The sequence below is a fragment of the Parabacteroides sp. Y3-G-102 genome, from assembly GCF_023656845.1.
In the GTDB taxonomy this organism is placed as follows: Bacteria; Bacteroidota; Bacteroidia; order Bacteroidales; family Tannerellaceae; genus Parabacteroides; species Parabacteroides distasonis.
This window is the reverse complement of sequence record NZ_JAMOKU010000007.1, coordinates 97,854-111,904: the sequence shown is the minus strand read 5'-3', so window position 1 is coordinate 111,904 and position 14,051 is coordinate 97,854. Positions and strand designations below refer to the sequence as shown.

Below are 14,051 nucleotides of genomic sequence, written 5' to 3'. Positions count from 1 at the left end.
AAAATTAACTTATTTGGAAAAAACTTTGCCTGTCACCCGCTTGTTTGTAATAGAAAACTTAAACGTTATGAAACTAAAAGTATCATTTACAGCCATTTTATTCATGAGCTACTGCTTATTCCTCACCGTAGGTTGCCAACAAAAGAAACAAGGTTCCGATGACAAATCGGTCCCTCAAGCGATTCAAAAGGTTATCCAGATGAAATATCCAGGGGCGACCATTACCGATTACGATAAAGATGCCGCAGGTGTAGAAGTCGACATCAAGGATAAAGGCGTTAAGAAAGAGGTTCTGCTCGGCAAAAATAACGAGTGGCTAAGCACGAAATTCGATATCCATGCCGAAGATGTTCCCGTAGACATCATGGACAACCTAACAAATTCGGCTTATCATGAATATAAGATAGATGAGGTGACACAAATAGACAAGCCTTCGGGAACATTTTACGTATTCAAACTAGAGCATGAGAACAATGAGGTTCGCCTCACGTTTAACTCAGAGGCCCAATTATTGAAGTAGAACGGTACTGAATCTTTTCTTATTCCAGATTTTTACCAGAATATTTCAGTAGCTTTGTATGATTAACAAGCTAGCCTATGAAAATTCTGGTAGTCGAAGATGAAAACGCATTGAGAGAAGTTATCGTTCGTTCTCTTGAGAAAGAACGATATGTGATAGAGAGCGCTTCCTCTTTCCGGGAAGCTTCTCTTAAAATAAATGATTATGATTACGATTGTATCGTATTAGACATCATGCTTCCGGGAGGTAGCGGCCTTACCCTTTTGAAGGAATTAAAGGCCTTACGCAAGAAAGACAGCATCATCATTATCTCCGCAAAAGACTCTATCGAGGATAAAGTTACAGGATTAGATCTTGGGGCCGATGATTATCTGACCAAGCCTTTCCATCTGGCGGAATTGAACGCCCGCATCAAGAGCGTTATCCGCCGCAAGCAACAAGATGGGGAATTGCAACTGTCTTTAGCGAACCTAACGATATATCCCGATAAACATTCCGTCTATATAAACGGGAAAGAGATCGTATTGAACCGTAAGGAGTTCGATCTGCTCTACTATTTCATATCCAACCCCAACCGTTTGATCAGCAAAGCTACTTTAGCCGAGTCCGTCTGGGGAGATTATATAGACCAAGCCGATAATTTCGACTTCATCTATAGCCAAGTAAAAAACTTGCGAAAGAAATTAAAAGCCGCCGGAGCCATCCCCGAAATAAAGGCGGTCTATGGCTTCGGTTACAAAATGACCGACGAGGAATAAATATGAAGCTAATCCATTACACCCTCCGCAATTTATTTGTCCCCATATTGGTCATTTTCGCCGCTTGGGGATGTGTTTTCTGCCTTATGATTCTACATGAGGTAGAAGACGAGACGAATGACAGCCTTGAGAACTACAAAGAGATTATCATCCGCTCCGCCTTAGCGGACAGCACATTGCTGAAAGATCATGTGGATATCATGACCCGGTACTACATTCGTGAGGTTCCGGAAAGCGAAGCGAAACTAGATAAGGACGAGTTCTACGATACTACGGTATACATAGAGATAGAGCAAGAATACGAACCGGTTCGTGCCTTACGCACTTATTTCATGACAAAAGATCGTAAATTCTACGAACTGACGCTGGAGTTATCCACCTTAGAACAAGAAGATATGATCGAGACGATTATCTGGAGCATGGCCGTCTTATATATCGCATTGATAAGTTGCATCTTATTCGTGATCCATCGAGGATTCAAAAGAAGCTTTAAGCCTTTATATAAGCTATTAAGCTGGCTGAAAAGTTTTCAAGTAGGCAAATATAATCCTCCATTAAACAACCCTACACCCATCGAGGAATTTAAGATATTAAACGAGACCGTTCAAGAAAGCGTCAACCAGAGTGACAAGCTATACAACAAACAAAGACATTTCGTAGAGAATGCCGCCCACGAGTTACAAACTCCATTGGCCGTATGCATGAACAAATTAGAATTATTAAGCGAACATCCAGATTGCACGGAAGATCAACTGAAAGAGATCGCTGGCTTGCATCAAGCGTTGAACGGCATCATCCGGTTGAATAAATCCCTCCTATTACTTTCTCGGATAGATAACAAACAATTCCCCGAGACCCGGGATATTTGCCTAAATCATCTTATCCATAAGATATTAGAAGGAATTAATGACATATACGAAAGAAAAGCTCTCCACTTACGAGTTTCAGAAAAAGAGAGTTTGGTATGCACCATGAATGAATCGCTGGCCACTACGTTAATCACCAATCTCATTAAAAACGCCTATGTCCATAATTACGAGAAAGGGGATATAGGAATCACGATCTCTCGCCGTATGCTTACGATCGCAAATACGGGAATCGACAAAACCCTTGATAAGGAATTATTATTTGCCCGTTTTGCCAGCCAAAGCAAACAACAAGAATCGACGGGCCTTGGGTTGGCCATTGTCAAATCAATAGTCGATCTATATTCGATCCGGATAGATTACCAATACGCAAATGGTATGCATACATTCACATTATTATTCTATTAACGGCCGAAATTCCCAATTTTTTCCAAAATGCATCCTTTTCTTTGCGGTATAATAAAAAACAAGGCATATGAAAAGGATCAATTATTTACTGATAGTCTTATCATTATTATCTGTCATGGCTTGTGCCGGCAACGATAAGATCACGAGTGACACCAACGTATTGCCGGTTTCCAGCCGCCAATTCATATCGGATCATTTTAAGGACATCCCGGTATCGCATATCCAAATAGAGAAAAATCTGATCCGGATTAGCAGTTACGACGTGATCCTCACGGACGGGACCAATGTTGAGTTTAACCATAAAGGAGAATGGAAAGAGATTAAACGGCATGGGCTCCCTATCCCGCAAGCGATCATTCCGGAGGTAATACAAGACCTTATCAAGAAAAACTATTCATCGAATAAGGTTGTTAAAATAGAAAAAGAGATACGGGATTATGAGATAAAGCTAGATAACGGTCTTGAGATGACATTCGACTTAAAAGGGAACTTGATTGATATCGATGACTAATAGACACTCTAAGATAAGTATTAATATATTTTTAATTAAAATCAATCGTATGAAAACAAAAGCATTCATAATGGCAACTTTGGTTTGCAGCTCATTCGTATTCATGTCATGTGATGACGATGATGACAAATTCACACCTGAGAGTATTGTAACAAAAGCCTTTGACACAAAATATCCGGATGCGCAACGTGTCAGTTGGGAGAACGAGGCAGGCTATGTCAAAGCAGAATTTTACACCGGTTCATATGAGGCTGAAGCGTGGTTTGATCCGCAAGGCAACTGGATGCTGACAGAGACCGATCTTCCTTACAAGGCTTTGCCCCAAACCGTAAAAAACAGTTTCGAGGCAAGCCTATACGCTAAATGGAAGATAGACGATGTAGATATGCTAGAACGTCCGGACGCTGGTACCATTTACGTTCTCGACGTTGAAAATGGCGAGCAAGATGCAGACCTACATTATACGGAAGGCGGTATTCTCATCAAGGAAGTAACCGATGGTAACGGCGACAACGAGCATCGTCCCTCCGTTACCCCCAGCGCTATTAAGGAACTCATTTCAGAGATGTATCCGGGAGCGACAATCCTTGAGATAGATACGGAGGCAAAAGGTACCGAGGTGGATATCCTTCATGAGAATATCCATAAGGAAGTTTGGCTGGATACCCAGAACAAATGGTTATATACAGAGTGGGAAATACGCTCTTCCCAAGTACCCGATATCGTGATGACCGCATTCAAGGCCTCCGCATATGCCTCTTATCGAATCGATGATATCCATGTCATTCAAAAAGCGGAAGGACTCTCTTATGAGTTCGAGCTGGAGCAAGGAGACCGAGATATAACGATTCTTTTTAATGAAGAAGGGATCTTAGTCTCTCCTACCCATTAAAAAAAGACTCTTTATCGCAGTACTACTGCAACCCACGTGCAGTAGTACTGCAAAGCGGGTTGCAGTAAAACCTCATGAACTATATCGGAGTGGATGGATAAGGAAAGAATTACTGAAAATGATATTTCTGCCACGTATAGACTTTCGGTTCACTGAGATACGGCTCTATTTTCTCACGAGCCTCTTGGCTCAGATACTGAGGAGTCGTATAAATGGCGGTCAAAGTCTGATCATCCGGACTCAATCGATATTGAATTAAATCCATATCCAAATGTGAGGCGGCCTCTTGATAGGCTTCGTCTTTCTTATCCATTCCCTGCTTGATATACCAATCGGAAGTTGGCTGCGTGAATAAATCGGATGTTGCCAAAGGCTCCCAATTGGTCGTGAAAAACTCGATACGGCTATCCGGAACCGGGCCGTTTACCGTAGAGATCATACAAACCACGTAGGTATTGTTTACCAAGGGAAGTAATTTCATCTCTACCGTGCTACGCTCCGTAGTCTGTAGCAAAAGGTAATCGTTCGTTAGCTTTTGCAAGGTAGAAAAGCCATTCATCGTATTTTTCAGCCGGGATTCTTTTCCTGAAGTATAAAGATCCACCAAATCCTTTCGCCAAGCGTGCTCCAATTGAGGAATGTATTGGTCTGGCATCGCCGTGAACACACTTGTCATATCCTGTGCGTTCATTCCCAACGCAAAGACACAGATCAACAACGTAACTATAACTCGTCTCATTATCTAATTTTCTATTTTGTCCCCAAATATAGGAATATCATTCCTAACAACACAAGGAATAAGTCGATCGCCTTGTTCTTTAAGTTTTTTTCATGGAAGAAGATGGCTCCCGCCAAGAATGTCACCAATACGTTACTCCGACGTACCATCGATACGATCGAGATCATGGAATCCGGGAATGTCAAGGCATAAAAGTACACCCAATCAGCAACGCATAAGAATACGGAGATAAAGATGATATTCCATCGCCATTGGAAAGGCGTGCTCTTTTTCCGGTTCGGATACCATAGAAACAACAGGATAAATGACATGATAACACATTGATAGACATTAAACCAGACTTGTACCGTCATTACATCCATGCTACGCATCAAATGCTTATCATACAATCCGCTCATCGCCCCGGTCAAGATAGACAGGACCGTGAAGAAGATCCATTTATTATGGGCAAAATGAATCCCCTCTTTCTTCCCCGATGAGGAAAGGAGATAAAAGGAAGCGATAGAAAGCAAGACTCCGACCCATTGAAATAGATTCAGCCGTTCCCCGAACAGAAGCATCGCACCCAGTAATGTAAGCACGGGCTGGCTGGCCTTGATCGGCCCAGTTATCGTCAGCGGCAAATGTTTCAAGGCAAAATACCCCGATATCCAAGAGGATAAGACGATCACCGCTTTTATCAACACCTTCACGTGATCCTCCAGAGAGGCACGGGGTACATACACCATCGTCCCGTCCAAGCAATCCGTATAAAAAGAGAGCAAGATGAACGGGACGAAAATCAAACTGCTTATGAGCGTATTGAAGAATAAAACGGGAATAACGGCATTCCCATTTAACGACATTTTCTTATTGACCTCGTAACAACCTAACAAAAAGGCAGAGAGGAAGGCTAGAGCTAACCACATGATTTAACCCTCCACAGGAAAGAGTTCTTCCGGGTACGTGACGTCTACCAAGAACAGGGCGTGTCCCGGCACGGAGGTTCCGGCCTTGCAACGATCCTTTGCCTCAATCACGTTTCGGAAGCCGTCTATCGTTAAACGTCCTCTTCCGACTTCCAATAAAGTACCAACGATCGCACGCACCATATTACGAAGGAAACGGTCTGCACGGATCGTAAACACCCAAATATCCCCTTCTTGCGTCCAACCCGCATGTTGGATATGGCAATTATTCGTCTTTACATCCGTATGCAACTTACTGAAACTCGTAAAATCGATATAATCGAATAAGACCTTACACGCCTCGTTCATCGCCTCGAAATCCAAACGACCGGGAAGCTTATAAACCAGCTCATAATTAAACGGATCTTTCCTGGTCGTAATATAATATTTATAGGTTCGTGAAGTGGCGTCGAAGCGGGCATGCGCTTCCGGTACGACAGGCACGATCTTATAAACGGCGATATCTTTAGGCAGCAGCCTATTTAATTTTTCCGCAAGGAAAGCCAAATCCTCGATCGGTCCTTCCCAATCAAAATGGGCGATCATTAAGCGGGCATGTACACCGGCATCGGTACGGCCGGCCCCCACAATAGGCACGGGCTTACGCATCAAGATGGCCAAGGCCTCCTCTATAGATTGCTGCACCGTCATACCATTCGGCTGGATCTGCCAACCCCGAAAATTCTTTCCGTTATACCCCAGATATATAAAATATCGTCTCACGCTTATACTCTTTACTTTATCTTTTCTAAAATATGGCACAAAGGTACAGAAATCCAGCCAAGCCGTTGCCTGAATGGACTAAAAAGTTTAATTTTGCATCTTTAACAGCTTCACTTCAAAACTATCTGACATGTTTGAAACATTACTTCAGTCTTCTTATTTTGCCCTGTTTCTGATCATAGCGCTTGGATTCATGCTAGGCCGGATACAGATCAAAGGTCTTTCGCTAGATGTATCGGCAGTTATTTTCATCGCCCTGTTATTCGGTCATTTTGGGGTTATCATACCCAAGGAATTAGGGAATATGGGGTTGGTGTTATTCATCTTTACCATTGGTATCCAAGCGGGCCCCGGATTTTTCGACTCCTTCCGTTCCAAAGGCAAGACACTCATTATCCTGACGTTATTAATTGTCGGTTCGGCATGCCTGACAGGAATCTTATTCAAGTATATCTTGGATATCGATACCCCGAGTATCGTCGGTCTGATCGCCGGGGCATTGACGAGTACGCCCGGTTTGGCGGTAGCGATCGACTCCACGCAATCATCCGCCGCATCCATCGCCTATGGTATCGCTTATCCGTTCGGCGTAATCGGCGTGATCCTTTTCGTGAAACTATTGCCAAAAATGCTTCGCAAGGATTTGATAGCCGAGGCTAAAGTGCTGGAAACCCAAAGGAAAAGCCAATATCCTACATTACATACCGCCGCATTTAAAGTCACGAATAAAAACATCTGCGGAAAGAGTTTGGCTCAATTGCAGGTACGGGCCATGACCGGAGCGGTAGTCTCCCGTATAAAACACGACAATGTCATATCTATGCCAACTCCCCATACCACGCTTAACGAAGGAGATTTACTGAAGGCCGTAGGTAACGACAAAGCCTTGGAGCAACTGACATTATTGTTGGGAGAACGTATCGAGGGAGATCTGCCGTTAAGTGGCGGACAGACCTTGCAATCCCTGTTACTGACCAATAAGAGCATTATCAATAAATCGCTAGGCCATTTAAATTTACAAGGAACTTTCGGTTGTACGGTAACCCGTGTACGTCGAAGCGGAATCGACCTTTCCCCAGAACCTAATTTAGTGTTGAAGTTTGGAGATAAGTTGATGGTCGCCGGCGAGAAAGAAAGCGTAAATGAACTCGCCCAATTCATTGGCAATGACGAGAAACGTCTTTCAGATACGGACTTTTTCCCGATCGCTATGGGTATCGTATTAGGCGTATTGTTTGGAAAATTAAATATATCCTTCTCGGATTCTTTCTCATTCTCTCCGGGACTGACCGGCGGTATCCTTATGGTTGCCTTGGTATTAAGCGCCATCGGAAAAACAGGCCCGATCATTTGGTCTATGTCCGGCTCCGCTAATAACCTGCTTCGCCAATTGGGGTTATTACTATTCCTCTCCGAAGTAGGGACATCTGCCGGTGTAAACCTAGTTTCCACTTTCCAATCAAGCGGTTTAACGTTATTCGGAGTCGGTATCGCTATAACAATGATCCCTATGATCGTAGCTGTATTAGCCGGATATTATTTCTTTAAGATCAACATTCTCGATTTAGTCGGAACAATCGCCGGCGGTATGACCAGTACCCCGGGGCTTGCCGCCGCGGATTCCATGACAGACAGCCCAGCCCCAAGCGTGGCTTATGCGACAGTTTATCCGATAGCGATAGTATTCCTGATCTTGTTTATACAGATGATAGCGAATTTGATTGTCTAAATCTTTATTTATTGAAAAACACAGAATATGAGAAGAAAGAACATGAAAAAAACTGCGACTTTATTCCTCTTAAGTGTCGGTATAAACTGCATGACCGCACAAGACATCGTGCCTGTGTATGAGTTTGACATCGATGTACAGAATGTAGGTGCGCCTATCCAATCAACTATGTATGGAATCTTCTTCGAGGATATCAATTTCGGGGCAGATGGAGGATTGTATGCGGAACTAATCAAGAACCGCTCCTTCGAGTTTGAGAATCCATGGGGAGGTTGGGAACCTTTCGGTGATGTAAGCATAGCTGAAAAGAATCCCTGTTTCGACAAAAACCCCCATTACGCACCCCTGACTTATGCCGGACAAATCACCGGAACCGGTCTGGAGAACGAAGGCTTCAAAGGTATCGGTATAAAAGCTAATGAAAATTACGACTTTTCCTTATATGCCCGTACCGAGACCAATAACCCGATCAAACTACGTATCGAATTGGTAAATAGAGATAACGATATTTATGAGACACAACACCTAGAGATAAAAGGAAAAGACTGGAAGAAATATTCCGTTATCTTGTCTCCCAAAGCGACCGAGGCTAAATCACGCCTACGCATCACGATGGAAACGGCAGGTACCTTGGATCTGGAACATATCTCCCTTTTTCCGCAAAAGACATTCAACAATCGCACGAACGGCCTACGCCGCGATCTAGCACAAGCGTTGAAAGATCTAAAGCCGGGAATCTTTCGTTTTCCGGGTGGATGTATCGTTGAGGGTACAACCATCGCCACACGCTACCAATGGAAAAATACGGTAGGCCCCGTAGAGAACCGGCCTATCAATATCAACCGGTGGAATTATACATTTCCTCACAAGAAATTCCCGGATTATTATCAATCTTACGGTTTGGGATTCTTTGAGTATTTCCAATTAAGCGAAGATATCGGAGCCGAGCCCTTGCCTGTGTTGAATTGCGGGCTGTCATGCCAGTTTGAGAATGAGGACATGGACCAGCATGTGCCAGTAGATAAATTACAACCTTATATAGACGGTGCCTTGGACTTAATCGAATTCGCCAATGGCCCGGTTACCTCCCAATGGGGCAAAATGCGTGCAGATATGGGGCATCCGGCTTCTTTTAATCTGAAATTTATCGCTATCGGTAACGAGCAATGGGGACCGCTATATCCCGAACGCCTCGAGCCGTTCGTGAAAGCCATCCGAGCTAAATATCCGGAGATCAAAATCATTGGTAGTTCCGGTCCCAATTCGGAAGGAAAAGATTTCGAATATCTATGGCCGGAGATGAAACGCTTAAAAGTAGATCTGGTGGATGAACATTTCTATCGCTCACCTGAATGGTTCCTAAATAGTGCCAAACGATATGATTCGTATGATCGGCAAGGTCCCAAAGTGTTCGCCGGTGAATATGCTTGCCACCCGACTAACCGGGAGAATAGCTTCCTGACCGCATTATGCGAGGCTGCGTTTATGACCGGTCTTGAACGGAATGCCGACGTGGTCGAATTATGCACATACGCCCCTTTATTCGCACATGTCGATGCGTGGCAATGGCGCCCGGACTTAATCTGGTTCGACAACCTAAACATCGTGAAAACTCCTAACTACTATGTACAACAATTATACGGGCACAATGCTGGAACAAACGTATTGCCCCTGACGATGAACAAAGAAGCCGTTACCGGGCAAAGCGAGCTATTCGCCACAGCCGCTTTCGACAAAGGCACAAACGAGTTCATCATCAAAATCGTCAATACCAGCATCCAGAGCAAAAAAATCAAATTAAACCTAAACGGAATCTCATCCGGCAAGCATAAAGGAAAGTTGACAGTCTTACATGCCTCAGACCTAGAAGCGAAGAATACATTGGGTAAACCGGAAACAGTCATACCCATTGAATCAGCGGTGGAACTAGAGGCTCCCGCTACTGAAGTCTCCGTCCAACCATTAAGTTTCTTAGTCTATAGGATATCGCTATAATCTATCATACATACGAAAGTTATGAATATTGAAGAGTTTAGGGAATATTGCCTTTCGTTGAATGGTGTTTATGAAAAAATGCCTTTCACGAATGTCCCTGATAAATACAGTCGGGACGTTCTTTGCTTTTATGTAGGAAGTAAATGGTTTTGTTTTGTGAATATCGAAGTATTTGATTTTTGTTGTATTAAATGCGATCCCAATGAGTCGGGTGAATTACAAGCCCGATATTCAGGAATAACACCCGGTTGGCATATGAATAAAAAATACTGGATTAGTATCTATTTTAATCAAGATGTACCCGACAACAAGATCAAAGAGCTTATAAAACAATCCTACGATATCGTATATCAATCTCTTCCTAAAAAGGAAAAAGGGATGTAGATTTTAGCGCAGTTACTCCGTTTATTTTCCATTTGAGAAGGACGTTTGAAAGATTATACGTACATTTGTGAATTCACCTAAACGACTTAAATATGATGCAAACAAATTTACAATTGGACCTTGCCTTCAACTATCTGGAAAATACCGGAACCAACATCTTCCTTACCGGAAAAGCGGGAACAGGAAAGACCACATTCTTGAAAAAACTTAAAGAGACTTCCCCAAAACGGATGATTGTGGTAGCACCTACCGGAGTGGCGGCGATTAACGCGGGAGGGGTAACCATTCACTCCTTCTTTCAGCTACCTTTCGGACCGTATATACCGGGTAGCGAAATGGCCTCCGGGCAAAATAAATCCTATTCTCATAAATTCAGCCGGGATAAGATCAATATCATCCGTAGTATGGACCTGCTCGTTATTGATGAGGTCAGTATGGTACGTGCCGATTTGCTGGACGCTATCAGTGATATGCTACGTCGTTACCGGGATAGGAATAAACCCTTTGGGGGCGTTCAATTATTATTGATCGGAGATTTACAACAATTAGCCCCCGTAGCGAAGGAGGACGAATGGAATTTGTTGAGAGAACATTACGCCTCTCCCTTCTTTTTTGACAGTAAGGCTCTTTCCGAAAGTGATTATCTTTGCATCGAATTAACTCAAGTATATCGCCAAGCGGACGATACGTTCGTACACTTATTGAACAATATCCGGGAAAACCGCTTCGACGAGAATACGCTACACACCTTAAACCAACGTTATATCCCCAATTTTAAACCAAATGACAAAGCGGGTTATATCACACTGACAACCCATAATTATCAAGCCCAGCAAATCAATAACCGGAAATTGCAAGAATTACCCGGCCCGGCTTATACGTATAAGGCAGAGATCAAGGATGACTTTCCGGCTTACTCCTACCCGACCGACGAGGTATTGGAGCTAAAGCAAGACGCTCAAGTCATGTTCGTAAAAAACGACTCTTCCGGCGAAAGACGATATTATAACGGAAAGATCGGCCGAATTGTCTTCATCAGCCCGAGCAAGATTATCGTATCCGACGAATTAGGAAACGATATCACCGTAGACCGGGAGACATGGACAAACGTGAAATATACGATCGACGAGAACACGAAGGATATCACGGAAACAATCGCCGGCTCTTTCAGCCAATACCCACTGAAAACCGCTTGGGCGATCACGATCCATAAAAGCCAAGGCTTGACTTTCGAACATGCCATCATCGACGCATCCGCCGCCTTCTCACACGGACAAGTCTACGTTGCCTTGAGCCGTTGCAAGACATTGGAAGGAATGGTATTGAGTAGCCCGATCACTCGAAACGCCATGATTAGCGATGAGAAGATATTAAGTTATACCTCTTCCCTCTCGGAGCGTCAACCGTGTGAAGACCAACTGCGTCAAGCCCAACAACAGTATTATTTGAGATTGGCAACCGAGCTATTCGACTTCAATCCCGTACAACAAAAGTTGCAATATACATCTTACGCGGCATACACCCATCTGCAAAAACTATACCCGGAATTAAGCAACCAATATCCCCGGGTACGGGATTATTTCCGTTCGGATATAGTAGAAGTAGGCGAACGTTTCTGCCAGCAACTCACCCGTATGATCTCCAGCACGAATCTCTATGATACGGACGAGCATATACAAGACCGCATCCGAAAAGGTTGCGCTTACTTTCTGGAAAAGATCGAGACCTATTGCCTCCCTTTGATAGAGGCTTCCGACGTGGAGATCGACAATAAAGAGGCCCGTAAGGCATTTACATCCGCATTAAAAGCTTTCAGCGATGAGCTTACGATCAAGGTCGCTACATTAAAAGCCTGCCAAGATGGTTTTCGTCTCATCGACTATCTATCCGCCAAGGCTAAAGCGAACATTGAGGAGTCGGCTGTTGCCAGCAAGCGGAAATCGACACGGAAATCGACGGAAGCGGAAAAGATCCCCGTCTCCACGGATGTCTTACATCCTGAGCTATATGCCCGTTTGAAACAATGGAGATACGAGCTTGCCGTAGAAAAGGAGTTGCCTCCTTACACGATCTTGCAACAGAAAGCCTTAATTGGCGTTTGCAACACTTTGCCCACGAACTCGAAAGAACTGTTGAAGATACCCGGAATCGGCAAAAAGATCATAGAGAACTACGGTGAGACCCTATTAGAAATCGTATCTTCCTACTCACCTTCCACGCATGGGAACGGGCTGTGAGATACGGAGACAACTCACGATAGCGGCGACTAAAGCGAAACCGACCGCCACATACATACAAACCGGCATACTATCGGTCGCAGAGGTGACACTAAAGATCAAAGCGACAAATGTCGTCCCCAGCGTTTGCCCCAGCAGTCGTGCCGTACCTTGCATACCGTTCGCCCCACCACTCCGGGAACGAGGGGCGGCCGATATCATCGTACTATTATTCGGGGTCTGGAACAGGCCGAAGCCCATACCGCAAAGCATCAATCGCCAAGCGATGTCCATATTGGTGGGTTGCCCCGGCAATAAAGCCAATAGAAGAAGTCCGGTCGCATACACCACCATTCCGATACCGCCTAACAATCCGGGATGATATTTCTCGATCAGCCTCCCGGCTACCGGAGCGGTCAAGATCGTCGCTACCGGCCAAGGAGTCAACAGCAGCCCCGTCTCCACCTCATTTCTGCCGGCTACATTTTGCAAATAAAAGGGTAATGATACCATCGCCAACAACTGTGCCGTAAATGAAGTAATCGAGGATAATACGGACAAGGCGAATATCGGAATCCGCATCAAGTCCAATGGCAATATCGGAACCTCCTGCCGTAGTTGCCTGCGGATAAAAAATGTTCCGATCACCAATAGAAGAAGAACCTGTAAAGCGATCATTCTCCAGTTCTCATGATGGGCGATGCCTTCCAACGAATAAATCAGCAATCCGAAAGTCAAGGCATTCGAGATTCCACCGATCTTATCAAACTTTCGTTTCGGCCCATCCTTGCAAGGATTTTGAGGCAAAAGAAAATAACCCGTTATAATCGCGCAAATCCCTAAAGGTACGTTGATAGCGAACAACCAATTCCAAGAAGCGACTGATAAGATAGCGCCCGCCAACGACGGCCCGGCAGCAATCGATACCGCCACGACCATGGCATTGATACTCATTCCCCGCCCTATATATTGAGGAGGATAAATAATACGAAGTAAAGCGGTCGTCACGCTCATGATAGCCGAGGCTCCGATCCCTTGCAATATTCTCGCGACCGTCAACATGGCGAAAGACGAGGATAAGGCACAGAATAATGACGTTGAGCAGAATATTGTCGTCCCGATCAAGAAAATCCGCTTATATCCATAAATATCTCCCAAAGCGGAGAACGATAAAAGAGACATCGTAATCGTTAGCTGATAAGCGTTGACAATCCAGATCGTGGAGGAAGGGGATGTCCCGAATTCACGGGACAAGGTAGGAAGCGCCACGTTGACAATCGTGCCGTCCAACACGGACATGATTAATGCCAACGCAACCGCTATTACTGCCCAATAGCGCCTCGGTATAAATCGTATCATATTA

At 44.3% G+C, this 14,051-nt stretch carries 13 protein-coding genes; 9 read left to right on the top strand and 4 right to left on the bottom strand.

Annotated elements, in window-relative coordinates; genetic code table 11:
* Nucleotides 1-67 precede the first annotated feature (67 nt).
* From NBH16_RS05140 to NBH16_RS05120, 5 genes are all read left to right on the top strand, one after another.
* Complete coding sequence (locus tag NBH16_RS05140) at nt 68-520, top strand: PepSY-like domain-containing protein (protein WP_121961817.1); 453 nt, start codon at nt 68-70, stop codon at nt 518-520.
* Nucleotides 521-597: 77 nt separating this feature from the next.
* Nucleotides 598-1,278 (top strand): response regulator transcription factor, encoded by a 681-nt coding sequence (locus NBH16_RS05135; RefSeq protein WP_121961818.1) that lies wholly within the window; start codon nt 598-600, stop codon nt 1,276-1,278.
* Nucleotides 1,279-1,280: 2 nt separating this feature from the next.
* Nucleotides 1,281-2,552, top strand: a complete 1,272-nt coding sequence (locus NBH16_RS05130) for a sensor histidine kinase (protein ID WP_008780170.1) — start codon at nt 1,281-1,283, stop codon at nt 2,550-2,552.
* Between the two features lie 67 nt (nt 2,553-2,619).
* Nucleotides 2,620-3,063, top strand: coding sequence for a PepSY-like domain-containing protein (locus tag NBH16_RS05125; protein WP_005864826.1), 444 nt, complete (start codon nt 2,620-2,622; stop codon nt 3,061-3,063).
* A 49-nt stretch (nt 3,064-3,112) separates the two neighbouring features.
* Complete coding sequence (locus NBH16_RS05120; protein WP_005864824.1) at nt 3,113-3,955, top strand: PepSY-like domain-containing protein; 843 nt, start codon at nt 3,113-3,115, stop codon at nt 3,953-3,955.
* Between the two features lie 109 nt (nt 3,956-4,064).
* On the opposite strand, the gene NBH16_RS05115 is transcribed toward NBH16_RS05120, so the two are convergent.
* The 3 genes from NBH16_RS05115 to truA are packed head-to-tail and all read right to left on the bottom strand — an operon-like array spanning nt 4,065 to nt 6,364.
* Nucleotides 4,065-4,694 carry a DUF3256 family protein gene (locus NBH16_RS05115; RefSeq protein WP_005864822.1) on the bottom strand — a complete coding sequence of 210 codons (630 nt, stop codon included), beginning with the start codon at nt 4,692-4,694 and terminating at the stop codon, nt 4,065-4,067.
* A gap of 11 nt (nt 4,695-4,705) precedes the next feature.
* The gene (locus tag NBH16_RS05110; RefSeq protein ID WP_005864820.1) at nt 4,706-5,602 is read right to left on the bottom strand and encodes a DMT family transporter; all 897 of its coding nucleotides are present in this window, start codon (nt 5,600-5,602) and stop codon (nt 4,706-4,708) included.
* Nucleotides 5,603-5,605: 3 nt separating this feature from the next.
* A complete protein-coding gene (gene truA / locus NBH16_RS05105) occupies nt 5,606-6,364 on the bottom strand; it encodes a tRNA pseudouridine(38-40) synthase TruA (protein WP_005854725.1) in 759 nt (252 codons plus the stop codon).
* A 130-nt stretch (nt 6,365-6,494) separates the two neighbouring features.
* On the opposite strand from truA, the gene NBH16_RS05100 reads away from it, so the two are divergent.
* The 4 genes from NBH16_RS05100 to NBH16_RS05085 all read left to right on the top strand — a co-directional run bounded on the left by NBH16_RS05100 (nt 6,495) and on the right by NBH16_RS05085 (nt 12,709).
* The gene (locus tag NBH16_RS05100) at nt 6,495-8,093 is read left to right on the top strand and encodes an aspartate:alanine exchanger family transporter (RefSeq protein ID WP_121961163.1); all 1,599 of its coding nucleotides are present in this window, start codon (nt 6,495-6,497) and stop codon (nt 8,091-8,093) included.
* A 42-nt stretch (nt 8,094-8,135) separates the two neighbouring features.
* Nucleotides 8,136-10,088: an alpha-L-arabinofuranosidase family protein gene (locus NBH16_RS05095; RefSeq protein ID WP_502921411.1), complete on the top strand. Its 1,953-nt coding sequence runs from the start codon at nt 8,136-8,138 to the stop codon at nt 10,086-10,088.
* A gap of 21 nt (nt 10,089-10,109) precedes the next feature.
* Nucleotides 10,110-10,472 carry an MmcQ/YjbR family DNA-binding protein gene (locus NBH16_RS05090; protein ID WP_121961161.1) on the top strand — a complete coding sequence of 121 codons (363 nt, stop codon included), beginning with the start codon at nt 10,110-10,112 and terminating at the stop codon, nt 10,470-10,472.
* Between the two features lie 92 nt (nt 10,473-10,564).
* Nucleotides 10,565-12,709 carry an HRDC domain-containing protein gene (locus NBH16_RS05085; protein WP_121961160.1) on the top strand — a complete coding sequence of 715 codons (2,145 nt, stop codon included), beginning with the start codon at nt 10,565-10,567 and terminating at the stop codon, nt 12,707-12,709.
* Here the strand turns inward: NBH16_RS05085 and NBH16_RS05080 are convergent.
* Nucleotides 12,680-14,047, bottom strand: coding sequence for an MFS transporter (locus tag NBH16_RS05080; protein WP_057326676.1), 1,368 nt, complete (start codon nt 14,045-14,047; stop codon nt 12,680-12,682). The genes NBH16_RS05085 and NBH16_RS05080 overlap by 30 nt on opposite strands.
* Nucleotides 14,048-14,051: the final 4 nt, after the last annotated feature.

What these genes read in the sequence shown, in the direction of transcription:
- NBH16_RS05140 (WP_121961817.1), top strand. Translation starts at nt 68, where the DNA reads ATGAAACTAAAAGTATCATTTACAGCCATTTTATTCATGAGCTACTGC.
- NBH16_RS05090 (WP_121961161.1), top strand. Translation starts at nt 10,110, where the DNA reads ATGAATATTGAAGAGTTTAGGGAATATTGCCTTTCGTTGAATGGTGTT.
- NBH16_RS05095 (WP_502921411.1), top strand. Translation starts at nt 8,136, where the DNA reads ATGAAAAAAACTGCGACTTTATTCCTCTTAAGTGTCGGTATAAACTGC.
- NBH16_RS05135 (WP_121961818.1), top strand. Translation starts at nt 598, where the DNA reads ATGAAAATTCTGGTAGTCGAAGATGAAAACGCATTGAGAGAAGTTATC.
- NBH16_RS05120 (WP_005864824.1), top strand. Translation starts at nt 3,113, where the DNA reads ATGAAAACAAAAGCATTCATAATGGCAACTTTGGTTTGCAGCTCATTC.
- NBH16_RS05080 (WP_057326676.1), bottom strand. Translation starts at nt 14,047, where the DNA reads ATGATACGATTTATACCGAGGCGCTATTGGGCAGTAATAGCGGTTGCG.
- NBH16_RS05085 (WP_121961160.1), top strand. Translation starts at nt 10,565, where the DNA reads ATGATGCAAACAAATTTACAATTGGACCTTGCCTTCAACTATCTGGAA.
- NBH16_RS05100 (WP_121961163.1), top strand. Translation starts at nt 6,495, where the DNA reads ATGTTTGAAACATTACTTCAGTCTTCTTATTTTGCCCTGTTTCTGATC.
- NBH16_RS05125 (WP_005864826.1), top strand. Translation starts at nt 2,620, where the DNA reads ATGAAAAGGATCAATTATTTACTGATAGTCTTATCATTATTATCTGTC.
- NBH16_RS05110 (WP_005864820.1), bottom strand. Translation starts at nt 5,602, where the DNA reads ATGTGGTTAGCTCTAGCCTTCCTCTCTGCCTTTTTGTTAGGTTGTTAC.
- NBH16_RS05130 (WP_008780170.1), top strand. Translation starts at nt 1,281, where the DNA reads ATGAAGCTAATCCATTACACCCTCCGCAATTTATTTGTCCCCATATTG.
- NBH16_RS05115 (WP_005864822.1), bottom strand. Translation starts at nt 4,694, where the DNA reads ATGAGACGAGTTATAGTTACGTTGTTGATCTGTGTCTTTGCGTTGGGA.